This is a genomic window from Chroococcidiopsis sp. SAG 2025 (assembly GCF_032860985.1).
In the GTDB taxonomy this organism is placed as follows: Bacteria; Cyanobacteriota; Cyanobacteriia; order Cyanobacteriales; family Chroococcidiopsidaceae; genus Chroococcidiopsis.
Genome location: NZ_JAOCNC010000001.1, coordinates 2709977 through 2734842 on the forward strand (window position 1 = coordinate 2709977; position 24866 = coordinate 2734842).

The following is a 24866-nucleotide window of genomic DNA, read 5'->3' on the forward strand; positions in this document are numbered from 1 at the left end:
GATAACTGTCAACCGTCAACTGTATTCAATGGTAGGGTGAAGTAGAAAGAACTACCTTCGCCTAAGACGCTTTCTGCCCAGATTTGTCCTCCATGTTGGCGGATGATGCTGCGACAGATGGCTAAACCTAAACCTGTGCCTCCCTTTTGGCGAGAATCGGAAACATCGACTTGTTGGAATTGTCCGAAGATCGTTTCTAACTTATCTGCTGGAATGCCTCTGCCTCGATCTTTGACTTGAAAAATTATGCTGGTAGTTGGTAGTTGGTAGTTGGTAGTTGATTGTTGACGATAAACGCTGACGCTACACTCCGTGAAGACAGTTGACGGTTGTTGCTCCTCAGCTCCCCCAGCTCCCTCAGCTCTCTTCCCTGCTCCCCTGCTCCCTGCTCCCTGCTCCCTGCTCCCTAATTCAGCACTCAACCACACAGTACTGCCTGGGGCGGAAAACTTGACTGCATTACTGAGTAAATTTGTCAAGGTTTGAATGATGGCATCGGGAGCAGCCCAAATTTGGATCTGGAGTGGGGTGAGGGAGAGGGTAACTTGGTTTTGTTCGGCGCTAGCGCGCATAGCTTCTACAGATTGCAGCATCAAATCTGCGGCATTGCAGTGTTGTCGTTCGAGGGTAACTTTGCCAGACTCCAACCGCTCTAAATCGAGAATATCGCTGACGAGTCGCACTAGACGAGCGGCGCTTTCTGCGGCTACTTGTAACATCCGCTTGCCTTTTTCGGGCTTGTTGTCGTAAACGCCAGTGGCGAGTAAGCCAAGGGAACCGCGCAAAGATGTTAACGGGGTGCGGAGTTCGTGGCTGACAATACCGATGAAATCATTTTTCATCTGAGCGATCGCCCGACTTTCGGTAATATCTTCGATCGTGCCGACGTGTCCTATGTATGTCTCATCATCGTTAAATAACGGTACGGCTTGGACGCGACAGTAACGGCTCGAACCATCTTTGCAGACGAAGTGAAACTCACTGAGACATGATTTCATCTCGCCCACAGCTTTTGAGTTCTGGGAAATCACGAAATCGCGGTTTTCTGGATGTATCAGTTGCAACCATCCCCTACCCATTGCCTCTTCAAACGTACAGTCGCAAATCTGTTGATAGCGGGGATTGATGTAAGTATATTCTCCGCGATTGTTAGTTCTAAAAATGCCTAATGGCGAATTTTCACTCAGTAAGCGAAATTCGGTTTCGCTCTGGCGTAATGCTTGCTCGATTTGGCGACGTTCTTGCAGTTCGGTTTGGAGTTGTTGGTGCAATTCTGAGTGTTGAATTGCGATCGCCATTTTGTTAGCGAGTTGCTGCAATAACTGACGTTCCCAAGTTTGCCAGTCTCGCGGTTGGCTGCACTGATGGACGATTAATAATCCCCAGAGCTTGTGTTGTTGAATAATTGGGATTGTCAGCTTTGCTCTGGCTTGGGTTTGGTGCATGAAGTCTACCAAACAAGGGGGAATACTTGCATTGTCGCAATCGCAAATTCTGCCAATCTTGCCGCGCAAATACTGCTGTTGGGTATGCAGGGGAAGTGCTTCAATTGAAAGGACGAGATCGAGTAACGACTTCCACCCTGGTGCAACGGCTTGGGCTATAACTTTGCCGCTACCGTCAGGTTCGATCTGATAAATTAAAACTCGGTCTGCTTGGAGAAATGCTTGTACTTGCGTGACAGTTGTGTTCAGTATTTCCTCTAGATTGAGGGACTCGCGCATTTGTTGGACGATCGCATTGAGCAGTTGCTCTCGCTCCATTTGTTGCCGTTGGGCGATCTCAGCCGCTCGGATGGCTGTAATATTGCGACCGAGGGCAAGGATAGAATGGACAGTACCATCAGGGGCGGTTTCTGGCATCAAGCGCGTTTGCGAGAACCCTATAGTACCATTAGCAGTCTGGGCGCTCAGCTCGATAATTTGCTCTTGTCCCGTAGCTAAAACCTTCTGTAGTGCTGGCTCGAAAGTATGCACAAATTCGGCAGGAAAACCCATTTCGCGGATGGTTTTGCCGATAAACGCTTGTGGGGGAATGCCTAATTCTTTTTCGATCGCGGAATTAATGTATAAGTGCCGCAATTGGCGATCGAAACGAGCAATGACATCGGGGGAATTTTCCACTAAGGCGACAAATTCTTGCTGGCGTTGGTAGAGAATTGCTTCGGCAAGTTTGCGATCGCTAATATCTTCAGCAATTCCAGCAATGCGATAAACGACACCTGCTTCGTTCCGAATTAAAAATCCTCGATCCCTGATCCAGCGCATCCTACCATCAGGGCGAATGATACGATACTCTGCATCGTAACCACCGTGCAAGGTTGTCGCTTGTAAAGCCTGCTCGACTTGGGAGCGATCTTCTGAGTAGACTGCTTGCAACCAGGCGCTAGAATCTCGATACAAATCTTCGCAGCTTTGACCCCAAATTTTTTCGTAAGCTGGGCTGACATAAATAACCTGGCGGTTAGCGTCTGCAATCCATACCACATCGTCAAGATTTTCAGCTAATTGGCGAAACTTGGCTTCGCTTTCTCGCAGTGATTCTTCAGCTTGTTTGCGATCGCTGATATCGCGTCCTTCTGGAATGATTAGCACCACCTTGCCGTCTTCATCCCATACGGGTTTGAGCGAAAAGTCTACAGTAACGATCGCACCTCCAGCCCCAATTAGATCGACTTCGTAGCGCACGAATTCACCGGCCGCTGCCGCTTTGATTGCCGACTGTAGGCGATGCCGCGATTCTGCGTCAGGTTGCCACCAAGGAGTTTCCCAAACAGGGATACCGATGACATCAGCATGAGTTAAGCCGCCAAAGTCAAGTGCTGTCTGATTGGCTTCTAACAAAATGCCATCCAGCGAAAGCAGCCCAATAAACTGAAATGTTTGGTTAAAAATCGCCTGATATCGTCGTTCGCGATCGCGCAGCGCTGCTTCTGCCTCCTGACGTTGGGCAATCTCTTGCCTCAATGCTTGATTTGTCGTTTGCCATTGAGCCGTGCGCTCCAAAATGCGCTGTTCGAGTCGAGCGTTGAGAGCGTTGAGTTCTGTTTCGACAAGGATGCGATCGCTAATATCTACCCAATAACCAACAATCTCTAAAGGTTGTCCTGCGGCATCTCTGACTAGCTTGCATTCATCTTTTACCCACCGATAAGTCCCGTTTTGATGCCGAAAGCGGTATTCGTGAGCGTGAGATCCGGTGTCAAATAGGTGAGCTAGTTGAGTAAAAACCCGCTTTGCATCGTCAGGATGAATCCTGTCTGCCCAAAATTTAGGAGTTTGCAAAAATTTGCGGCTGTCGTAGCCTAACATTTCAGCCACGTTATCGCTAATAAACGTAGCGGCATAATCGCCAACCGCTTGACAAGAGTAAATGACTGCCGGACTAGCACTGAGTAAATGCTCTAGCCTTGCTTGGGTTAGTTGAAGTTGGTCTTGTGCCTGTTGGCGTTGCGTAATATCGTTAGCTAGTACTAACTGAAAGGCTTGCTGCAACTTTGCCACCTCAGACCGCATGGCTTCAAGTTCGATGAGGAGTTCTGCTTTAGTTTTTTCGCTGTCTGGACGGGTTTGTTGTTGCTTCATCCCCTAAACTCCTTTGTTCTCGCCGCAGGCGGCGCGTAATGCGGGTAGCGATCTCCATACCATCAGTTGACTTGCTGATATAATCATCAGCCCCCGCTGCAAACGCCCGCGCGATCTCTGTTTCAGTAGCACTGATTGAGAGAAACAGAATCGGCAGATGATGCCAATGCGGGTCTGTCCGTACGACTTGGCACAACTGCACGCCATCAAAGTGAGGCATCTGCATATCCAAGACTAAGAGATCGGGAGCAAAAGTAGTGAAAACTTGCCAGAATTGTTTAGGGTTCTTCAAACTCGTGACTTCTATCTCTAAATTGTGGAGTTGCTCGGAGAGAATTTCTAAGATAACTGGATCGTCGTCCACCAGCATGACGCGATTTCCGCTTTTCTGGCGTTGCAGTTTGAGTGCTTCTGTTACCGCTTTGAGGATTTCGTAAGTTGGTAATGGTTTATGTAGAAAAGCACATCCACCCAGTTGAGCCACGGCGACCCGATCTGCTAGGCTTTCTCTTCCCGTAAATGCGATCGCAAGAATCGTAGGAAAGCGGTTGGCTAACTCCCGCAGCAGCGTCATCCCATCTTCTTGAGCGCTGGGAAAGTTGAGATCGAGCAGAACGGCATCTGGTGGAGTCTGAGCGATCGTTTGTCTGGCAACATCGAGATCTGTCACGACCTCGACTCGCATTCCCCAGGCGATCGCCTCTACTCTTACCCGCTCTGCTAGCATCAGATCGTCATCGACAATCAAAATCAGCGGTACGCGATCGGCGGATTGAGGTTCTATTACCGTGGCTGTTGGCACAGCGGGATTTACCAATTCTTGTTGCAACAATTGTGCTAGTACTGCAATCTGTTGACTTTGGGCTGTTTCTAGCATTATGTCTGGGTGCAGCAATAGTTCTAATTCCCGCGCTAAGTGAGTCCCTGCCATTAACCCAAAAATTCCCAAAGAACCAGCCAGTTTATGCGCCTCAGCGTGAGCCTGTTGTCGTAGTTGAGGCGTTAGCTCATTTTGCACCAATGCTCGTGCTGCTTGCCCCAACACAGCTACTTGTGCCACAATCTTATCCTTATGCCTCTCCCAGACTTTAGCAGTTCTCGACTGGACTTGGTGAGTCGGGAGCCGTGAATGGGGTGTAGGGTGTAGGGTGTGGGAAGTGTGGGAAGTGTGGGAAGTGTAGGGTGTGGGATGTATGTGGGGTTGAATTGTGACTTGTGACTTGTGACTTGTGACTTGTGACTTGTCTTGCTCCCTCAGCTCTCTCAGCTCTCTTTCCCCTACTCCCTGCTCCCTGCTCCCTGTTCCCTCACCAGCTTGTCTCAACCGATATCCCAAACCGTGAACTGTTTCAATCGGGTCTGTCGCACCGGCAGCTTTCAATTTTTGCCGCAGACATTTGATGTGGGTGCTGACTGTTTCTTCCCCTGGGGACTCAGCAACATCCCATAACCGATCTAGGATGGCACTACGGCTGAAGACTCGCTTAGGATTGCCGAAGAACAGTTCTAGCAAGCAGAATTCTTTGGGCGTGAGGTTGAGGCGCTGTCCGTTACAACTCACTTCGCTGTTAGTTGCATCTAGCTGCACGTTCTCCCAGGTTGTCACGGTCGATGGCGCTGAGTGACTCCGCCTGGTCAATGCCCGCACTCGCGCTAATAGTTCCTGTATGTCAAAGGGTTTAACGACGTAATCATCTGCCCCTGCGTCTAATCCTGCCACGCGATCGCCACTGCTATCTTTCCCCGTCAGCAATAGGATCGGATTTTGATATCCTTCAGCTCGCAGAAGTTTGCACAAACCGATCCCATTCAGCTTAGGCAGCATCACATCTAACAGCAGCAGATCGTAAACTTTAGCTCGTGCTAGTTTCAGTCCCGTTTCTCCATCGGTTGCCACATCCACAACATATTGCTGGCTAGAAAGCACCTCCGCCAAAACTACCCTTATAGGTTGGTCATCTTCTACTAATAAAATGTCCACGCGAGGTTTTTCTATATGCTTGGATGTCTGCCAAGCTTAAGATTAACACTCTCGCAATCTGACTTTTGACAATCTGCGATCGCCTGTTGTAATTCTTATCGATTTAGCAACGACAATTTTATTTAACAATTAAGGGCGCACATCTGTGCGCCCCTACAAGTGACAACGACTACGACAGCAGACTCGGACAAGTTAATACAAACACGTCCCTCGTTCCCTCCGTCTCATCATTTAGAGGTTTAACGGGAGTCGTGTAATGGAAAAATTCGCGATCGTTAAGTAGCAAAAGTTCTCCAGGGTTGAGGGTTTTATTAAACACAGGGCTTTCCTTTTTAGATCTATATAAGTGCGTCTCTCCCCCTTGGACATTATTACGTCCGATAGAAAAGATCGCAATCAAATCTGTCCCATCACGGTGAATTCCCTCTGGTGCTGGATTGCCAAAATTGGTTGCCGAACAAGTCGTTCTAATTTGATGCACGCCAATTTCCCGAGAGTCAGAATACAATTTACAAGCATCGTTAAAGGCAAACAGCAATCTTGTAAAATCTTCATGCACTACCAGAGCATCATCAATTTCATGAAACTCTCTTTGAATATCTCCTACTACAGGATTATATTCTTTACTTTGAAATAAGCGACCGTGAGGTAATTTCACCACTTTTCCGTCTGTTATGCTAAAACGGGATAAACGGCGGCGGCGATAGTTACCCTTAATGTATGGATCTACTGGCAAATCTTGGAAAAAGCGCTGCAACTCTTCTAAGTTGATAAAATTTGCCTTTTGTAATGTAAATAATAAGTCGTAGCCTAATTTTTTTGAATTTAGTACTTTTTGCATAGAAAACTAATCCTTTATTTTCGATCCCGACCGTTTCTGCTTATAGAAACAATCCATATTTATAGTATAATTTGGATTTTTCAAACTGCTGTTAACTTCATTACAAAAAGTTTCAATTTATTAATAAAATAGTGAAATTGTCTCGAAATTGTCTCAAAGAATACTAAATTTTCTTTAAGCCATAATTTGTAAGTAAAAATACTAAAATCGTGTCTAAATACTGCGTTATCGAAGCTGAACGAAGTTATCGCTTGCCAAACTGAAGACTACAAATCTTTCTGTTCTACAAGCGATCGATCTGTTTATACGGTAGCTTACTAACCAATATGCACGTATGGCAATTTAGGTGGGGGAAATCAAAGCGTAGGGCGGGTTTTTCATCTAGCTGTTCGTATATGCCAGAGTCACGCGATAAACCCACCCCTACAAATGACCCATTACCAATCAAACCATCACCGTTTCTGGAACTGCACCTTGCATCTTGCTCAAAGCATCAATTAAAGTTTGCAATTGTTGTTCGGTTTTGAGGACTGCTAAACCGCGCACGGTGACTTTACCAGGCGAGTAAACAAAGCGCGATCGCAAACTATCAGGTAAGTTGGCAATCATTAAATTCCAAGCTGGTTCTTCCATCGCAGTTTCTAAAACTACGTGCTGTTTACCTTCGGGTTTGATGCGGCTAAATCCTAATTTTCTCGCTAGTTGTTTTAATTCCATGACGCGCAATAATTGAGTTGCACCAGTCGGAATTGCCCCGTAGCGATCGCTCCAATCTGCGGCAAGTTGGATTAACTCTTCCTTAGTTTTCGCCGCTGCTACAGCCCGATACGCGCTCATCTTCTGGTCTAAATCGGTAATGTAATCTGTGGGAATAAACGCCGTCAAATTCAAATCGATTTGCGTATCTTCCACTTGGGGAATTTCCTGACCGCGAATTTCGCGCAAGGCTTCCTCTAACATTTCCATATATAAATCGAAACCGATCGCATCCATTTGACCGGATTGTTCTACGCCTAACAAATTTCCCACACCGCGAATTTCCATATCGCGCATTGCCAAGTGATAGCCAGAACCGAGTTGAGTGAATTCTTGAATTGCCCGCAAACGCTGCCTTGCCGTATCGGATAGCGCCCGTTGTTTAGGATAAAATAACCAGGCATGAGCCTGAATTCCCGCCCGTCCGACACGCCCCCGCAACTGGTAGAGTTGGGATAAACCGAAGCGATGCGCATCTTCAATTAGAATTGTATTCACACGCGGGATATCTAAGCCCGATTCAATAATCGTGGTGCAAACCAAAATATCGGCTTCCCCGTTACTAAAGGAAAGCATCGTTGATTCTAATTGGTTTTCATCTAATTGTCCGTGTCCGACGGCAATTCTCGCCCCGCCAACAATTTCTCTTAAAGTCGCCGCTGTCTCTTCAATTCCTTCGACACGCGGGACGACATAAAAAACTTGTCCGCCGCGATCGAGTTCTTGACGAATGGCGCTACGAATTGATTCAGTATCGTAAGGTGCGAGGTGAGTTTTAATCGGTCGGCGGGAGGGAGGCGGCGTAGTAATCAGACTCATCTCCCGAATTCCCGACAATGACATATACAAGGTACGGGGAATGGGAGTTGCAGAAAGAGTTAGCACGTCTAATTGAGTTTTCAAAGCTTTAATTTTTTCTTTCTGATTGACCCCAAATCTTTGTTCTTCGTCGATTACCAATAGTCCCAAATCGCGGAAGCTGACACCTTTACCTAGTAGTTGGTGCGTCCCGACAACAATATCTAATTCACCCGTTGCCAATCGCTTGAGTAGATCTTTTCGCTCCTCGGCACTGCGAAAGCGGTTGAGTAAGCCGACGTTTACCGGATAAGGGGCAAAGCGTTCTTTTAAAGTATGGTAATGTTGTTGCGTCAGAATAGTGGTAGGGGCAAGCAAAGCAACTTGCTTACCTGCTGTGACAGCTTTGAAAACAGCGCGAATTGCTACTTCAGTCTTACCAAAACCCACATCGCCACAGACTAAACGATCCATCGGGCGATCGCTTTCCATGTCGCGCTTGACATCTTGAGTCGCTTTGAGTTGGTCTGTTGTCGGTTGATAGGGGAAAGAATCTTCTAATTCTACCTGCCAAGGAGAATCAATTGGGTAAGCATAACCTGATTGCTGCGATCGCTGGGCGTACAGTTGCAGCAGATCCACTGCCAGTTTTTTGATTGCTTTTCTGGCGCGATTTTTCGTGTTTGCCCACGCCTTACTCGACATTTTATTCAGTTCTGGCGGCTTGCTATCGGTGGCGCGAAACCTTGATAACGAACCGAGTTGATCGGCAGCGACGCGCAACAAACCATCGGCATATTGCACGACTAAATATTCTCGTGTTTCGCGATCGATCGTCAGACTTTCCAGCCGCAAAAACTTGCCGATCCCGTGATTTCTGTGAACGACAAAATCCCCCGGACGCAACTTATTCGGATCGACTTGCTTCGAGGCGGCGCGGCGGCGCTTGCGAATGTAGCTAGGAGTAGCGAGGCTGTGCTGACCGTAAAATTCGCGGTCAGTCACCACCATCAAGCGAAACGTAGGGAGAATAAAACCTTCTAATTCTGCCACCCCCGAATATTTCAACGCCACAGGCGTACGCTGAAGTTGCAATTTATCGATCGCCTGGTAATCGCGAGGATTGGGGATAAATTGGGCAGGACAATCGTGTTCTTGCAATAGGGAGACAGAACGGGATGGTTGAGCCGAAACCAGCCAAGTCGAGAAACCGCGATCGCGTTCTTGTCTAATTGTCTCTGCTAACTTCCCAAACGCATGAGGAGTGACGGGAATCGAACGACTGGCAAGATTGAGGGGCGAGGAGTGAGGAGCGAGGAGTGAGGGGTTTTCTTCAACTGCTAATTCCGATAAATATAATTCCTGAAATCCTTGGGCTGTTGCTAATGAGTCTTCAAATGTGCGGTGGACTTTTGGTAGAGGAGTGGCTAGTGGCTGGTGGCTAGTGGCTAGAATTGCTTCCTCAGCCTCCTCAGCTCCCTCAGCCCTCTTCCCCCTGCTCCCTGCTCCCTGCTCCCTGCTCCCTAATTGCTGCCACTGTTCCTCTGCATTCTCCACCCAGCGATCGCTGTGCGCTTGACATAGTTCTAGTTCGTCAATGGTGATAATCGTATCTTTGGGTAAATAGTCAAGGAGGGATGCGGGTTGGGAGAAAGCTAAACCCAGAAAGCGGCGGCTACCTTCTGGGTCATTTCCTGCGTCGAATAGTTCTCGTTCTTCTGGGGAAAGGTAGGTTTTAACAATTTCTGTTTGTTCCTCCGTTAGTGCTGCTTTGACGATGGGAGCAAAATTGGTTGGTGTAAGCACGACTTGTGATATCTTGTCAAGTGCCGTGCCACCCACAGAACTGCGTTGAGTCGCTGGGTCGAACTCGCGAATTTGTTCGATTTCATCGCCAAACCACTCCAAACGCACGGGCAATTCGGAAGAGACGGGAAACACGTCTACAATATCGCCGCGCCTGCTCCATTGTCCTTCGGTTTCTACCGTGGGTACGCGATCGTAACCCATTGCTGCAAGGCGATCGCCAAAGTCACCTAGATCGAATTCCATCCCCTTACTAATGGTCAAGCAGTAGGGTTGAAACACGTCTGCTGGTGGTAAGTGGGGTTGTAAAGCTCTTTCTGTCGCCACGACTGCGATGAGGGGTGAGGAGCGAGGAGCGAGGAGTGAGGGAGATGTCTCCTTGTCCCCCTTGTCTCCCTTGTCTCCCTTGTTCCCCTTTCCTCCCGTTTCCTCAATCAAATCTGCCAGCACCTGCATCTGTCCCCAAGTCATTTCGGTTTCGGGGTCGAAGGGTTCGTAAGGCGATGCTTCTGAAGTGGGGTAAAAATGGACTCGATCCCATCCCATCGATTCGAGTTGAGCCGTCCAACGTCCGGCTTCTTCCAGAGTGGCGCAGATAACCAGGAGGTGACGCTGTTGTGCTTGTGCTAAAGCCGAAGCCACCAATCCTTTAGGCAAGCGCGAAACGCCATTGAGAGAACAGACCTGCTGGCGATTGAGTTTAGATATGAGTTCGGTTGACAGTGGCGATCGCCCTAAGGCACGCACGATAGAAGAAAAAGCCATAAGTTATTAGCTACAGCAGACGGAAAATTGCAATGGGATAGATGCTATTTCTCCATTCTAAAATTCTCAACAATAATAGGGGGAAGGGTAATCGGTAGTTGGTAGTTGGTGGTTAGTAGTTGGTAGTTGCTCCCTTGTCCCCCTAATCCCCTAATCCCCACTCCCTACCCTTCGGGAACGGCTTCGCCGAACGGTCGCGGGAAAGAGCGAGTTCCCCCTTATCTCCCTTATCTCCCTTATCTCCCTTGTCTCCCTTGTCTCCCTGCTCCCTACCTAAGTATAGTTGCTTATACTACCCCTCCATTCAATTGAGATTCTATGAAAAATTGTTGCATCATGACTTGGAAGCGAGAAACTGGAGATGAAAAGATCTCCGATACTGGATAATAGGTAGCCAACATTCAGCACCGCTTGCCCTGAGTAGCAGCAACAATTAAAACTAATGTCCTCCATTTCTCTTGAAGTTCTGACGATTCTCCTACTGATATTTGCCAATGGCATCTTTGTGATGTCGGAACTAGCGATCGTCTCGGCAAGGAAGGTAAGGCTACAAAGTCTGGCTAACCAGGGGGATAAAAAAGCTCGTGTAGCTCTAGACTTGGCGAATGCTCCCAATCAGTTTCTAGCTAGCGTGCAAATTGGCATTACGCTACTAGCAATTTTATCTGGTGCTTTTGCAGAATCGGCTGTAGCAACTAGGCTGGCTCCACTGGTAAGTTTAGTCCCTGGACTTGCGGCATACAACAGCGCGATCGCTTCTGTAACTGCTGTTTTACTCGTCACCTATCTGACACTGATTATTGGGGAACTCGTACCAAAACAATTGGCACTCAACTATCCAGAGAAGATTGCAACTGTTGTTGCCATGCCGTTGCGGTTTTTGGCAAAAATTGCTGCTCCTATAGTCTATTTGCTGAGTGCCTCAACCGATCTTGTCGTGCGGCTGTTGGGGATTAGACCTTCTACCGAACCGCAAGTGACAGAAGAAGAAATTCGCGTTTTGATCGAGCAGGGTACGGAAGCGGGGACGTTTGAAGCTGCCGAACAGGATATGGTAGAACGGGTATTTCGGTTAGGCGATCGCCCTGTTAATGCTTTAATGACACCCCGTCCTGATATTGTCTGGCTGGACTTAGAGGACACTGCTGAAGAAAATCGGCAAAAAATCCTCGATAGCTGTCATTCCCGCTTTCCAGTTTGTCAAGGGGGTTTGGATAACGTTCTGGGAATCAGTCACGTTACCGACATGTTAGAGCGTTGTTTGTCCGGTCAATCCCTCGACCTTACCGTATCGTTGCGACAACCCGTATTTGTCCCTGAAAGTACCAGGGGATTAAAAATTCTAGAATTATTTAAGCAAACGGGCATTCACATGGCATTGGTGGTAGACGAATACGGCGTGATCCAGGGCTTGGTGACGCTGAATGACATCATGGTAGAAATTGTAGGCGATGTCCCCAATGCAGGTGATTTAGAAGAACCAATGGCAGTGCAACGAGAAGATGGTTCTTGGTTGTTGGATGGGATGTTACCTGTAGATGAATTTTTTGAAATTTTTGATATTGAAGGAATTCCCAAAGAACATCGAGGTAGTTATCAAACTTTAGGTGGTTTTGTGATTACTCATCTCGGTCGCATTCCTGCTGCTACAGATAGTTTTGCATGGGAATTATTACAGTTTGAAGTGATGGATATGGATGGTAATCGAGTAGATAAAGTGTTAGTGACTCCGATGGAAGGTAGAGGGGTAAAGTCGGAGAAGGAAGATTAGATAATGGGTAATTGGTAATCGGTGAAATAATCAGAATTATTGTAGGGGCGGGTTTTAACCGAGAATTTCCTTACCATCAAAAATCTATTTGCTAAACCCGCCCTCATGAGATTTACAATCGATCGCCAAATTCATAATTACAATCGCATACATTTTTATACGACTATTTTGGTTGGGGCGGGTTGATTAATACATAACCTCGGATGGGCGGGTTTATTGAGATTTTCAGATGAGAGTCAATATTTCGGGTGAACCCGCCCTACATTAGGTAACTATTTCGGAATTAATTCTTCTATTTGCGGTTGGGGTGTTTCTACTTCCTCAGTAGTGCCGTACATTGAGTTATACATTTTCACGTATTCTTTTGCCGACTGATACCAACTGAAGTCTTGTTGCATTCCCCGCTGTTGTACGGCTTGCCAATTTGGTTTGTAGTGAAAACCTTCCCAAGCACGCACCATACAAGTATAAAGGTCTAATGGTTCGTAGCGATCGAAACAATAACCCGTACCGACATTATTTTCAGGGTCGTGATGAGTAACAGTATCAACTAAGCCGCCAGTACGACGCACTATCGGCACGCAACCGTAACGCAACGCCATCATTTGACTGATACCGCAGGGTTCAAATCGACTTGGCATCAAGAAGGCATCGCTACCAGCATAAATACGACGGGCAAGGGCATCGTTGTAGAGTAAATACGTTGCCATCCGCCCGGGAAAACGCGATGCCATCTGCCACAATTGAGTTTCATAATAGCGATCGCCCGTGCCTAAAATAATAATTTGGGCATCGGTATACGAGAGAAAACGATCCAAAATCTGGATTGCCAAATCGATGCCTTTCTGTTCTACCAGCCGCGTCACCATACCCACTAAAAAGGCTTTGGAGTTTACCTCTAACCCCACTTCTTCTTGAATGGCAACTTTATTTGGCTTCCGCTGTTCTAAAGTGTCTGTTGTGAAAGTTTTAGCAATATATTTATCGTTTTCTGGATTGTAGACATCAACGTCAATTCCGTTAACAATACCCCATAATTTACCGCTAATAAAAGACATTAAACCTTCAAGAGTTTCGCCATAAGCTGCCGTCTGAATCTGTTTGGCATAAGTTGGAGAAACTGTATTCACGCGATCGGCAAATTGCACCGCCGCTGCCATTGTATTATGTCCTTGCATGTACCAAGGACACCACGTAATCTTCTCTAAATACCAGCGCCAGGGACCTTGATAAGCCAAGTTATGAATCGTAAATACGCTGGTAATATCTGGAGATTGGTGCATCCAAACGGGAATCATCCCTGTATGCCAATCGTGACAGTGGACAATATCGGGTTTCCAATAGTTCCAGCAAAATTCTGCTGCGCCGTTAGCAAACAAAGTGAAACGCCAGTGTTCGTCTTCCCCAGAATAAATGCGACGGGGTGCAAATGACGGATGCCCGAATAAATACAAGGGAACATCCGTTCCAGGCAGCACGGCTTCGTAAACCTTAAAATCCTGAAACATGGCAGCTCCAGACCAGATTGGATCTTGGGGAATCTCCATTTTGTCTGGTAGAAAGCCATAATAGGGCAGAAAAATTCGCACGTCATGCCCCATTTCTCTGAGAATTTTCGGTAACGCTCCGACGACATCGCCCATTCCGCCAACTTTGGCGACTGGCGCTGCTTCTGCGGCAACAAACAAAATTCGCATGTTTAGTGAGTAGTGAGTGGTGAGTAGATTGGTAGAGGTCGCTCTGTATAGAGACGTTACATGTAACGTCTCTATACGTAACGTCTCTACAATACCTGTCCGCGTTGAATTTGCGCGAAGATTTCGGCTAGTATCTCTTGCGCTCCTTGTTGACGAAGGCGTTGGGCTAATTCGATGCCAAGCTTTTCTGCCTCTGTGGGCGCACCAGTTACGGTATCTTTAACCAATCTTTGTCCGTCTAAACTAGCTACCATACCAGTGAGAGTTAGCAGATCTCCCTCTAGGCTAGTGTTAACGCCAATAGGCACTTGACAGCCACCTTCTAATTCCCGCAAAAAGGCACGTTCTGCAAGAGCGCGATCGCGTGTGGGTACGTCTTCGATCGCCTTAATTAAAGATAAGACTTCTTCGTCACCCTCACGACATTCTATTCCCAAAGCGCCCTGTCCGACAGCGTGCAAGGAGATTTCTGCTGGAATGACCCGATCGACGCGATCGCCCAACCCTAGCCTTTGCAGCCCCGCTACTGCCAATACTAGGGCATCATATTCTCCAGCATCGAGTTTTTGCAGGCGTGTAATCACGTTACCACGCACGTCTTTAAATGCTAGGTGGGGAAAGTGATAGCGTAGTTGTGCCAGTCTGCGTAAAGAGGAAGTCCCGATGACGGCTCCTTCTGGCAATGTATCAAATTGTTTATCTTTATATTGAGAATGTAATACTAAAGCATCTGCCGGATTTTCTCTTTGTGTGACTGCTCCCAACATCAACCCTTCCGGTAAGCGAGTCGGCAAATCTTTCAGGGAATGCACGGCAAAATCAATTTCCTGATTGAGCATCCCCACTTCTAACTCTTTCGTAAACAACCCTTTATCACCAATCTTGGCAAGGGCAACGTCGAGAATTTTATCCCCTTGAGTAGACATGGTGTGGACTTCAAACGTGCGATCTGGAAAAGCTTTTTGCAGTTGTTCTTGCACCCAATAAGTTTGAACTAAAGCCAATTGGCTCTTGCGCGAACCGATGCGAATTGTGCGGGCAGGGCTGGAGACCGTGGGTGAGGCGTTAGAGGACATACTAAAGCAGCATTTATAGCTTAAATCTGAGTCACTCGATCTAGACTACCGCAGGACTGCACCCAGTGGAGTCAGTTGTCAGTTGTCAGTTGTCAGTTGTCAGTTATCATCGCTCCTCACTCCTCGCTCCTCACTCCTCACTCCTCATGACTAAAGTCATAGTGACATTCGTTACTTTCTCCACAGGCGATCGCGGTTTTTCGATTTTTATGATGGTGATATCAAATCTTATAAACGCCAAAGAACGTTACCATGCAATTCAAATATATTCCTGTATTAGCCAGCGCGATCGCCTTGAGTATTGCCACTGTACCGCTAGTAGCTCAAGCTGAACCTATCGCACCTGGGTCGCAAGCTTCCGCGTCACAAACAATCGCCCAAGCTCAAGATAAAATTCCACCTCGATTTGAAAAACTGGGGCTAACTCAGGAACAAAGAGATAAAATTGCCGAAATCCGCCGGAACACCCGCGCTCAAATCGAAGCAGTCATGACACCAGCACAGCGGGAACAACTCAAAACCGTTAGAGAAAGCAGACAACGCCGCCGCGAAGCGTTAGCTTCTCTCAACCTAACTCCAGAGCAGAAAACTAGAATGCAACAAATTCGTCAATCTGCCAAATCTCAGTTTGACGCAGTATTAACCCCAGAACAGCAACAACAACTACAGCAAATGAGACAAGAACGAGGCTGGAAGGGACGAAGAGGCGAACTCTAAGAAAGTCAAAAGTCAAAATTCAAAAGTCAAAATCAACTGGTAACTGGTCACTGATAACTGGTGACTGGTAACTGGTCACTGATAACTGACAACCCCTCCCCCAGTATTTTTGTTGCAGGTCAAATCAGTTAAGATATCTAGGCACAAGTGAACTGTAATAGCATAGGGAAACATCGGTGTAAGTCCGAGGCTGTGCCGCAGCTGTAAACGATTTTGTCACTTGTCATTTGTCACTTGTCATTTGTTGCTCTAACTGCACATGACTGATAACTGATGAACGATGACGAATAGTAAGCCAGAATGCCTGTGCTGTTATCCGCTCACGCTATTTCCTGCGTCACACGGGAAAGGAGCTAAAATCTCAATGCTTAGCGATCGCCATTTAACTCCGTTGGAAGATATTTCTTTGCAATTACCACCTCTGCCGCTACAGCGTCCTCTATTACTGATCGGTCATGGAACTAGAGATGAAGCTGGACGGCAAAGCTTGCTAGATTTTGCCTCTGCATACCAAGCTTTAGATACCTCTAGACCAGTTCTACCCTGCTTTCTGGAATTGACAGAACCAACTATTCAGGAGGGGGTAGATCGATGTGTAGAGAAGGGTTTTACGGAAATTTCCGTGCTGCCAATTTTGCTGTTTGCCGCACGGCATAACAAATTTGATGTAACTAACGAACTCGATCGCGCTAGAGCCAGACATCCGCAGCTCAAATTTTACTACGGACGGCATTTTGGGATTACGCCCGGAATTCTCGATTTGTGGCGATCGCGTCTAGCAGAAATAGACCATCCTCAAATTCAGCGTGCAGACACCGTATTATTATTTGTCGGTCGCGGTTCTAGCGATCCTGATGCCAATGGCGACGCTTGCAAACTCGCCCGCATTCTCTGGGAAGGTAGCGGCTATACTACTGTAGAAACCTGCTTTATCGGGATCGCGCACCCGCGTTTAGAAGCAGGTTTCCAACGTGCTTTACTTTATCAACCCAAACGGATTATCGTTCTACCTCACTTTCTCTTTACGGGTACGCTAGTTAAAAAGATTTTTGATGTCGCAGCTCAACAGCAACAAAAATATCCCCAAATTGAAATCGCCTGTTTGCCAGAAATAGGACTGCATCCTATCCTATTTGACATTCTCAGGGAAAGAGAAATCGAAACTCATTTGGGTCAAGTCCAGATGAATTGCGAGATGTGTAAATTCCGTCTAGCGGCTGTAGCAGGTGACACGCACTCTCATAGCCACACCCACGACCATCACCATCACCACGACCATCACCATCATCACCACGACCATCACCACCAGCCTGTAGATCCTTACGCTAATGCGGTAGACTATCATCAAAAAATCTGGCAAGTTCCATAATGGATTTGGTAATGGGTAATGGGTAATAGGTAATTGGTAGTTGCTCCCCTGCTCCTCTGCTCCCTGCTCCCTGCTCCCTACTCCCTACTCCCTACTCGCTCATGACAAAAGAATTCACCATAGGCGAAACAGTCCGAGTTATCGCCTTGCCACCTTACATTAAAACCGCCGAGCCGATGCCGATGCTGCGTCCTCCCGATACAATTCGTCTGCGGGAAGAAGGGATAGTCACGGATCGCCGTCCTGGGGGATATTGGGTCGTCCGGTTCGATCGCGGTGCTTTTCTGCTCGATAGCCAATATATTGAGAGCATCACATTAGAACCAGAATCACCACCTGCATCTCACGTGGAACCATCTTTACCTGCGGATTCCGATCGCAGCGATGACTAATGTAAACTTATGTTAACTGGACTTTCAGTTGACATCATGATATCTCGTCGAACTTTTTTAACCTCTGTTTTTGCGTGTTGCCTATCTATTTTGGTTTGGTGTCATTTTGCTACCCCAGCCTTAGCGCTGGGGGGTAAACTACCACCAGTGAACCAACCCGCACCACAATTTACCCTACCTACCAATACGGGAGATGGAGAAGTTTCCCTTTCCGACTTGCGCGGTCAGTGGGTCGTACTTTATTTTTATCCCAAGGACTTTACAGCAGGCTGTACCCTAGAAGCCAAGCGGTTTCAGCAAGACTTACCCAAGTACATTGACAAAAATGCTCAGATTATTGGAGTGAGTGCTGATTCTATAGATTCCCATGCTGAATTCTGCGATTCAGAAGGGTTAAAATTTCCTCTGCTTGCTGATACCACAGGGGAAGTGAGTAAAGCCTACGGTTCGTGGATTGGTGTTGTTTCAATGCGCCATAGTTTTCTCATCGACCCAGATGGGATTTTACGCGAAACTTTTGTGAAGGTAAATCCTGCTATTCACAGCTCGGAAGTTCTAGCACGGTTAGAGGAATTACAAAAAAACACTGCCTAAAAGCTAAAGTGTAGAGACGTGCCATGTCATGTCTCTACTTAGTTTTCAGCGTGTCTTATGGACTTCGAGCCGAAATACCAAACTATTAGACGGAAAGTCAGGTATCAAGTCAGCGATCGCGAATCGATTGAAATTACCAACCGCAAACCTTTAGAAATATTACGAGATACGGAAGGATTAATCCGCCGTCAAGCTGTAGCCGCGATCGTCCCAGTTGTATCGCAGCCATTAGCAGCTAAAATCGAATCGGCTTCAGAGGTTGCGGAAGACTCGTTAAGCGTGTTAGCAGAAATCGATCTCGATGCGATTAGCGATGCGGAGTTACAGCCAGCCAGAATCTTAGTTGGCTTGAGTTTTGTTGGTTTTGGCGCACTGGCGATCGCTTTACTAACTTTATTTATTGATACCCTGCATCCTCAACTTACCCACCAGCAACAAATTCACCAATACTGGTATCCTTACGTCTTTTTTGTCTCTTTAGGCGTGACAGGGTTGCTAACTTTAGGGCGAGAAATAATGCGTTTTACCAAATAGGGAGTAGGAACCAGTTACCAGTTACCCATTACCCATTACCCGCCAATTACAAATCAGCGCATCATCCCAAACTGACTTCCGCCACGAATCATCGATTTGCTGTTGGCATCAAGATCGATCTGACATTGAGTCGGAATAGCACTGAAGTCACAAGTGTAACTAGCTAAAAGCTGTTTTTGCTCGTTGAAAACTCTCAGATTGTAGCCGCGATCCATAGCATCAGTACCAAAATGATGCACGAATTCATATTGTTGAATGTAGTCTAAAGAATTCCAATTTTGCCGTTTTACATGCAAGTCGATGCGTCCTGAATCGCCATTTTGTTGAGCGGGATAAGCCAGCCAATGACTCAGCAAATCTCCACCAAACTGCTCTTTTGCCCACCACAAACTGGGAGTTGTCACAGTGTCTTGAGAGGCAGTGTCTTGAGGTGTGGTATTTGGCGCGATCGCGCGATCGCTTTGGTCAATTGTCGATCGCACTAAACCGAGTTCTAGCAGAGCTTGAGAGGGCTGAGCTGTAACCATTTGTAACGTTGAGTTTGAGTTTGGTAATGGCGCGATCACCCCCAAGCTTATTCGCACTAAAATTCCTGACAATTTCCAGAATAAGTTCATCACCCTTGCTGCTGGCTGCTACTTTAACTTGTATCTCGACCTTGTTAACATAATTCCTGCTTAATAGCAAGTAAATTTGTTATTAGAAAAAGTGAGTAGGAAGCTAGAAGTTAGCAGGGATGGTAGTTGGTAGTTGCGTGGTGCGTGAAACACTTGTGACTTGTGACTTGTGACTTGTCTTGCTCCCTCAGCTCTCTTCTCCCTGCTCCCTTTGACTTCGGTTGACGATTTTGCGGGTTTTCTGCCAAATAACTAGAAAAAAAGTTCCAGAAATTAGCGCTCCCATGCAGATCTTGATGGTATTTTTGATTTGCGTTCCAAGATTATTTTCGCGGCTAGCTGCTTGGGCTTGAAGCGATCGCTCGTTCTGAGATAAGCTAGTCAGCAATTGTTGTTTGACTACTTCTGGATTTCCTATTTCTGGCGGAGTCGCTTGAGGATTAATGCGGCTTAAAATTGCTGCTATGTCTGCTGATGTTTGTGCTGTATTTATCTGTTCTTTTAATTGCTGAATTTGTGCCGATCTTGTAGCGATTTGAGCTGAACTTTGTTGGTCGATTCTGACAATAGCGCTAATCGATAATGGAACGAGCAAAAAATATAAAATTCCTCCTAATAAACTGAGCCATGACAAAAATTTAAAGAGCCGAAATTGAGATTCTCCAATTAAAACAAAAATCAGTCCTAAAATTGGTACGGGGGCGCGTTCTACAAGTTGATTTGCTAGCTGAAATTCCCACACGGGATTAGTAAAAGTGAAAGGAATAAGAATTGCTAGCAGATCTAATAAAAATAAAGTTAATAAAGTATAGCCTGCTAAACGAAATAATGGTTCGAGATGGCTGTGCGATTGTGCCACAAGACAGATTACCTTTTATAACTAACAACTGTTAAATGGGAGGAAAGCGAGAACTCCACCACTTATACCAAGAAAACCAAGCCTGCTCTAAAGTAGAGTATGCTTCGGGTACAGGCTGATTTAAAGGTAAAGATAAATGAGTCCAAATGCAACGGTTATCTCTTAATTCTTGTCTTCCCAATAACCAGAATGCAATTCGTTGAAATTGGAAGTCGTAACGCAAGCGATTTGCATCAAATTGGGAAGGAGTAACCGTACTCCCACCACGAGAATTAATACATGCATTTAAATATGCTTTTTGTTGATGTACGAAAACTGCGTAATCACCTAATTGCGGATTGCGACGAATTTGCAGTGGAGAGCGATTGGTTGGAAATGATAAATTAAGATTGTCTGCGATCGCTTGTTGTCCATCTCCTACAGTATTTAATTCGTAGCGCAGATCGATATTAAGTAACAAACTGTTTTGTTTATATTGATAGCGTCTGCCTGGAAAAGCTACCTTACCATATGGTTCTTGTTCTACAATTCGATCTGGTAGCGGTTGACTTGCGACTTGCTGCCACTGTGGAAGGGGAACTGTAGCAGGAAATGTAAAAGGGGTAACTTTTCGCTTGCCAATGTTTGAATCGAGTAACACTCGACTAGATACAAACAATACATTGACAAATGTGAAAATTAATAGCGGTGTTCGCCAACGCTGCCAAAGCTTCATAGTTCAGAAAGTTCTCTCTTGTCTGAATGTTCGGAAAGCGATCTTTTACTAGTTAGATAACAGAATCCTCCAAATAATAAAGTAGAAGTCAGAAAAAAGACTTGCGAACCCGTACCGACATGCCAATATTTAAATGTAACTTCGGTTGTATAAGCGTGTAAAATGGCTAGAATAGCGACTCGGACTCCATTGACAGCAAAAGCGATCGCAACTGCGGCTAAGGGAACGAGGATTTTTTGAATTGTTTTAGTCGGAAACATCACTAAAAACAATACAGATAGTTTTAATAAGGGAAATATACTTTCCCAACCAGAACAGCCAGCAGCTACCTCTACAGCCTTGCCATTAGCCAAAATAATATTGATTCCCTCTCGATAAAACTCTACTCCTAAATAAGTTAAAATCAAAGACGCAAAATTCGCCGTGTATAGAGCGAGAATTCCAATTCGGTTAATTAGCAACTCTACAGGAATTGAAAAAGCAAAGATAATGAGTATCTCTTGCCAATATTGATGCAACCTATTTGCGCCAGAAGCAAGTAAAACCAATCCTATAGCAGCGATAAAGGGAATAAAATGAAATAAATTGTCGAAACTCGTCATCCATAAGCTTCTGAGGAGAACAAACCCTAGAAGACTAAAACCAAGAAAGCTGGAAAAAATATCGCTGCGCAAAATTAATTTATGACGTTTCTCCCATAACAAAGTTGCCACAGCAAACCAACAAAGAAGACTGAGAATAAACTGATTTGGATCGGCATCACTACGCCAAATTAAACTTGCATGAATAGTTGCTATACCACCTGCGATCGCAATTAACCAAAACTGAGGTTGTTGCAACGATCGCCATTCATTTTGGGAAAAAACTCTCATAAAATTACCAATTACCAATTACCAATCATCCCCATAACCTACGTCTAGGAGATCCATTCAAGCGATCGTGAGTATCAGATAATAATTGCGGAATATCTAATTGTTCGGGACAGCGCGGTAAACAATCACCGCATTGAGTACATTTATTTGCTTTCATGCCAGGAAACCAGTGTCCGGCATTTTCAAACATTTGATAACGATATTTGCCGTACTCTTGCATATTGTATGCAATAGTCAGATTTCGCAGGCGCAAAACTTCGGGAATGTTAATTTTTTCAGGACAAGGTAGACATTTGTAGCATTGACTACAGCGATCGCTGGCTAAAGTTGTGGCAGTATGAGTTTCTAAGCGCTGTAAAACTTTAATTTCTGCATCAGTTAAGGGTGCGTCACAGTCAGCGACTTGTAAAGGGACGCTTAATTCAGCTGGGGTAGCTGCACCGACGCTGAGGGTAGAAATACGGCGATCGCTGAGTAAAAAGCGGTAGTTTAGTTCTAATGGAGAACAAGGCTGGCACAACTCTTTCAGTGTCTCTGGTGGAGTATATAAGAGTCCTCCCTTATCCGCAGGAGAAATAATAAATACACCCATATCTTTAGTATGGGCGAGTTCTATTGCTGGGGCATGACGTTGAAAAAAATAGTAGTAATGTAGATTGACAAATTCAAACAAATCGGTGGCGATCGCTGCTAATATCACATCTAAAGATGCGTGAGTGGAGAAACCAACGTGTCTTACCCGTCCATCAGCAACAGCCTCCCGTACTGCTTGCATACAACCATGCGATCGTTGTACGAGATCGAGATGTTCCCAAGTATTGATTCCGTGAATTCCCAAGCAATCTAAATAATCGACTCCAATACGTTCTAAAGACTCATTAATGTAACAACGCATCGAGTCTGCATCTGTCGTAGGAGGAATTTTAGTGGTGATATGAAGCTGGGAACGAGGGACGGATAAGCCTTTTTTCAGTGCTGCACCGAGATATAATTCGCTGTCACCATAGCCTCTAGCTGTTTCAATATGATTGATTCCTATTGCAACTGCGCGATCAATTGTTTTATAGGCATTTTCCGCTGAAGCCAAGTAACGCATCGTGCCTAACGAAAACGCCGAAAGATTGAGATTCGTCTTGCCAAATCGTCGGTAGTGCATTGAGAGTGTCCAGTCTGTACTAGGTTCAATCCCTAATGGGAGACAACTAAATTTCAACCATAGCGCAGCAAGCGATCTTATTCCAACACTTCCGAAAAAAAAATCAATTCCTAATAGGGAGACAATTAAATTTCAACTCTACGTCATCGAAGCCAGCAGCAGCGCAGTTAAGTTTCAATCCCTAATAGGGAGACAATTAAATTTCAACATGCTTGCTGCGCTTTGAGTTGGACGTTATCCTCAAGTTTCAATCCCTAATAGGGAGACAATTAAATTTCAACCTCTCTCTCCCTGTGGCAGACAATCATGCCGAAGCGTTTCAATCCCTAATAGGGAGACAATTAAATTTCAACACCTCGTATGTTGGGCAGCCATAGCTTGTTAGTACTGTTTCAATCCCTAATAGGGAGACAATTAAATTTCAACTCTAGAGACATAGCCCAGTTAAAAACGTCTATCGGTTTCAATCCCTAATAGGGAGACAATTAAATTTCAACTCAAAAGTCGTAGCGGTAGTTGCAGCAGGATTATTTGTTTCAATCCCTAATAGGGAGACAATTAAATTTCAACTTTTTCCAAAATTTATATCACTAAAACTTACGATGTTAAGTTTCAATCCCTAATAGGGAGACAATTAAATTTCAACGCTATTAGATTCCGGTACAAAAAGGATGAAATCTCGTTTCAATCCCTAATAGGGAGACAATTAAATTTCAACTTCAAGTAAACACACCTGATAAAGATTCAGTAAATACGTTTCAATCCCTAATAGGGAGACAATTAAATTTCAACTTAAAAATCATCAGGGTCAATCGTGCTGGAATTATCGTTTCAATCCCTAATAGGGAGACAATTAAATTTCAACTTTGCTTAATCTATCGCTATCTTTACTGGTAGATGTTTCAATCCCTAATAGGGAGACAATTAAATTTCAACGAGAATTCCAATCCTTCATTTCACCGCCAATTTCAGTTTCAATCCCTAATAGGGAGACAATTAAATTTCAACAAGTTGATCGCGCCCAAACAAAAGCCACCAATTATTGCTGTTTCAATCCCTAATAGGGAGACAATTAAATTTCAACGTGGGTGGCGTTACTGTCACAGCTACAGCGATCGCGTTTCAATCCCTAATAGGGAGACAATTAAATTTCAACCTCAGGTCTTCTAAATTTCGTCCTTGGTTGATGAGTAAGTTTCAATCCCTAATAGGGAGACAATTAAATTTCAACGCTGGAATTCCTGATTAGCCTTAAGCACACCAATGTGTTTCAATCCCTAATAGGGAGACAATTAAATTTCAACTATAAATGCTTTTATAAATGGGATTGTGGATGCCATGTTTCAATCCCTAATAGGGAGACAATTAAATTTCAACTTTGCAGATCCATCTTTATTTACTACTGAGAATCTGGGGTTTCAATCCCTAATAGGGAGACAATTAAATTTCAACCGCTGAAGCCTGAAAACTAATCCATATGTAGTTTTCAAGGTTCTAAAGCGCGGATAGAGCAATAATAGCATGACAAAAGCTGGTTAATGCAAGGTACAAATTGCTAAAACCCAGTTATAGCAAGGAGCGCGGTAGGTTATCAGCTATTATTCCTGTAATCTTTTGAATCGTAGGACCTCCAGCATATTTTTCAATCTATCTACGCCAACACCTACCCATCCGCGCATTCAGCAAAGAAAATAGTGTCATCATAAAGTGGTTCACCACCAACACGCTCAACTTTACCAAAACAGCACGCACACAGGAAATAAAATCGGATACTGTCAGTATCCGGCTTAATTAACTTATTTAAACGCCAACGCAATTTAGCATATTGAGTATCGCTCAACTGGCACTCAAACACACTGTACTGCACCCATTGCCCGTAAGACTTAAGAATGTTATGAATTTTGGTACGGCGCTTATCTTCGGAAATATCGTACGAAATAACAACATTCATGGTTGCTTTCTACCC

Annotated in this window: 18 protein-coding genes, 1 CRISPR repeat array and 1 riboswitch; of the genes, 6 read left to right on the plus strand and 12 right to left on the minus strand. The window is 45.3% G+C overall.

Going from position 1 to position 24866, the window contains the following annotated elements; genetic code table 11:
- Positions 1-8: 8 nt before the first annotated feature.
- From N4J56_RS13150 to mfd, 4 genes are all read right to left on the minus strand, one after another.
- Positions 9-3584: a PAS domain S-box protein gene (locus N4J56_RS13150; protein WP_317106862.1), complete on the minus strand. Its 3576-nt coding sequence runs from the start codon at positions 3582-3584 to the stop codon at positions 9-11.
- The gene (locus N4J56_RS13155; RefSeq protein WP_317106863.1) at positions 3544-5565 is read right to left on the minus strand and encodes a response regulator; all 2022 of its coding nucleotides are present in this window, start codon (positions 5563-5565) and stop codon (positions 3544-3546) included. Before N4J56_RS13155 ends, N4J56_RS13150 begins: the two co-directional genes overlap by 41 nt.
- A 169-nt stretch (positions 5566-5734) precedes the next feature.
- A complete protein-coding gene (locus tag N4J56_RS13160; RefSeq protein WP_317106864.1) occupies positions 5735-6406 on the minus strand; it encodes a 2OG-Fe dioxygenase family protein in 672 nt (223 codons plus the stop codon).
- A gap of 444 nt (positions 6407-6850) precedes the next feature.
- Positions 6851-10531 carry a transcription-repair coupling factor gene (mfd, locus tag N4J56_RS13165; RefSeq protein WP_317106865.1) on the minus strand — a complete coding sequence of 1227 codons (3681 nt, stop codon included), beginning with the start codon at positions 10529-10531 and terminating at the stop codon, positions 6851-6853.
- Positions 10532-10973: 442 nt separating this feature from the next.
- Here mfd and N4J56_RS13170 point away from each other — a divergent pair, with 442 nt between their 5' ends.
- A complete protein-coding gene (locus tag N4J56_RS13170; protein WP_317106866.1) occupies positions 10974-12302 on the plus strand; it encodes a hemolysin family protein in 1329 nt (442 codons plus the stop codon).
- Between the two features lie 272 nt (positions 12303-12574).
- Here the strand turns inward: N4J56_RS13170 and glgA are convergent, their stop codons facing one another.
- Both glgA and hemC read right to left on the minus strand, forming a co-directional pair.
- Entirely contained in the window at positions 12575-13999 is a 1425-nt protein-coding gene (glgA, locus tag N4J56_RS13175) for a glycogen synthase GlgA (RefSeq protein ID WP_317106867.1), read from the minus strand.
- Positions 14000-14085: 86 nt separating this feature from the next.
- A complete protein-coding gene (hemC, locus tag N4J56_RS13180; RefSeq protein WP_317106868.1) occupies positions 14086-15075 on the minus strand; it encodes a hydroxymethylbilane synthase in 990 nt (329 codons plus the stop codon).
- 252 nt (positions 15076-15327) lie between these two features.
- Between hemC and N4J56_RS13185 the strand changes: the two genes are divergently transcribed.
- The 5 genes from N4J56_RS13185 to N4J56_RS13205 all read left to right on the plus strand — a co-directional run bounded on the left by N4J56_RS13185 (position 15328) and on the right by N4J56_RS13205 (position 18681).
- Positions 15328-15792 carry a Spy/CpxP family protein refolding chaperone gene (locus tag N4J56_RS13185; RefSeq protein ID WP_317106869.1) on the plus strand — a complete coding sequence of 155 codons (465 nt, stop codon included), beginning with the start codon at positions 15328-15330 and terminating at the stop codon, positions 15790-15792.
- Positions 15793-15916: 124 nt separating this feature from the next.
- A riboswitch (cobalamin riboswitch) is annotated at positions 15917-16119 on the plus strand.
- A gap of 37 nt (positions 16120-16156) precedes the next feature.
- A complete protein-coding gene (locus tag N4J56_RS13190) occupies positions 16157-17161 on the plus strand; it encodes a sirohydrochlorin chelatase (protein WP_317106870.1) in 1005 nt (334 codons plus the stop codon).
- 101 nt (positions 17162-17262) lie between these two features.
- Positions 17263-17553, plus strand: coding sequence for a regulatory protein SipA (gene sipA / locus N4J56_RS13195; protein WP_317106871.1), 291 nt, complete (start codon positions 17263-17265; stop codon positions 17551-17553).
- Positions 17554-17589: 36 nt separating this feature from the next.
- Entirely contained in the window at positions 17590-18147 is a 558-nt protein-coding gene (locus tag N4J56_RS13200; RefSeq protein WP_317106872.1) for a peroxiredoxin, read from the plus strand.
- A gap of 57 nt (positions 18148-18204) precedes the next feature.
- Entirely contained in the window at positions 18205-18681 is a 477-nt protein-coding gene (locus N4J56_RS13205) for a hypothetical protein (protein ID WP_317106873.1), read from the plus strand.
- 53 nt (positions 18682-18734) lie between these two features.
- Here N4J56_RS13205 and N4J56_RS13210 read toward each other — a convergent pair whose 3' ends face one another.
- The 6 genes from N4J56_RS13210 to cas2 form a co-directional block, all read right to left on the minus strand.
- Positions 18735-19208: a hypothetical protein gene (locus tag N4J56_RS13210; protein WP_317106874.1), complete on the minus strand. Its 474-nt coding sequence runs from the start codon at positions 19206-19208 to the stop codon at positions 18735-18737.
- A 277-nt stretch (positions 19209-19485) separates the two neighbouring features.
- Positions 19486-20157 carry an HpsJ family protein gene (locus tag N4J56_RS13215; protein WP_317106875.1) on the minus strand — a complete coding sequence of 224 codons (672 nt, stop codon included), beginning with the start codon at positions 20155-20157 and terminating at the stop codon, positions 19486-19488.
- Between the two features lie 31 nt (positions 20158-20188).
- Entirely contained in the window at positions 20189-20872 is a 684-nt protein-coding gene (locus tag N4J56_RS13220; RefSeq protein WP_317106876.1) for a cyanoexosortase A system-associated protein, read from the minus strand.
- Positions 20869-21744, minus strand: coding sequence for a cyanoexosortase A (crtA, locus tag N4J56_RS13225; protein WP_317106877.1), 876 nt, complete (start codon positions 21742-21744; stop codon positions 20869-20871). The genes N4J56_RS13220 and crtA overlap by 4 nt, the downstream gene beginning before the upstream one ends.
- Positions 21745-21769: 25 nt before the next feature.
- The gene (locus N4J56_RS13230) at positions 21770-22900 is read right to left on the minus strand and encodes an aldo/keto reductase (RefSeq protein WP_317106878.1); all 1131 of its coding nucleotides are present in this window, start codon (positions 22898-22900) and stop codon (positions 21770-21772) included.
- Positions 22901-23000: 100 nt separating this feature from the next.
- Positions 23001-24352: direct repeats of the CRISPR family, unit length 37 nt; unit sequence GTTTCAATCCCTAATAGGGAGACAATTAAATTTCAAC.
- Positions 24353-24563: 211 nt separating this feature from the next.
- Entirely contained in the window at positions 24564-24851 is a 288-nt protein-coding gene (gene cas2 / locus N4J56_RS13235; RefSeq protein WP_317106879.1) for a CRISPR-associated endonuclease Cas2, read from the minus strand.
- Between the last annotated feature and the right edge of the window lie 15 nt (positions 24852-24866).

Coding starts and splice junctions, on each gene's coding strand:
- N4J56_RS13150 (WP_317106862.1), bottom strand. CDS start 3,584: ATGAAGCAACAACAAACCCGTCCAGACAGCGAAAAAACTAAAGCAGAA.
- N4J56_RS13160 (WP_317106864.1), bottom strand. CDS start 6,406: ATGCAAAAAGTACTAAATTCAAAAAAATTAGGCTACGACTTATTATTT.
- mfd (WP_317106865.1), bottom strand. CDS start 10,531: ATGGCTTTTTCTTCTATCGTGCGTGCCTTAGGGCGATCGCCACTGTCA.
- N4J56_RS13170 (WP_317106866.1), top strand. CDS start 10,974: ATGTCCTCCATTTCTCTTGAAGTTCTGACGATTCTCCTACTGATATTT.
- glgA (WP_317106867.1), bottom strand. CDS start 13,999: ATGCGAATTTTGTTTGTTGCCGCAGAAGCAGCGCCAGTCGCCAAAGTT.
- hemC (WP_317106868.1), bottom strand. CDS start 15,075: ATGTCCTCTAACGCCTCACCCACGGTCTCCAGCCCTGCCCGCACAATT.
- N4J56_RS13185 (WP_317106869.1), top strand. CDS start 15,328: ATGCAATTCAAATATATTCCTGTATTAGCCAGCGCGATCGCCTTGAGT.
- N4J56_RS13190 (WP_317106870.1), top strand. CDS start 16,157: ATGCTTAGCGATCGCCATTTAACTCCGTTGGAAGATATTTCTTTGCAA.
- sipA (WP_317106871.1), top strand. CDS start 17,263: ATGACAAAAGAATTCACCATAGGCGAAACAGTCCGAGTTATCGCCTTG.
- N4J56_RS13200 (WP_317106872.1), top strand. CDS start 17,590: ATGATATCTCGTCGAACTTTTTTAACCTCTGTTTTTGCGTGTTGCCTA.
- N4J56_RS13205 (WP_317106873.1), top strand. CDS start 18,205: ATGGACTTCGAGCCGAAATACCAAACTATTAGACGGAAAGTCAGGTAT.
- N4J56_RS13210 (WP_317106874.1), bottom strand. CDS start 19,208: ATGGTTACAGCTCAGCCCTCTCAAGCTCTGCTAGAACTCGGTTTAGTG.
- N4J56_RS13220 (WP_317106876.1), bottom strand. CDS start 20,872: ATGAAGCTTTGGCAGCGTTGGCGAACACCGCTATTAATTTTCACATTT.
- crtA (WP_317106877.1), bottom strand. CDS start 21,744: ATGAGAGTTTTTTCCCAAAATGAATGGCGATCGTTGCAACAACCTCAG.
- N4J56_RS13230 (WP_317106878.1), bottom strand. CDS start 22,900: ATGCACTACCGACGATTTGGCAAGACGAATCTCAATCTTTCGGCGTTT.
- cas2 (WP_317106879.1), bottom strand. CDS start 24,851: ATGAATGTTGTTATTTCGTACGATATTTCCGAAGATAAGCGCCGTACC.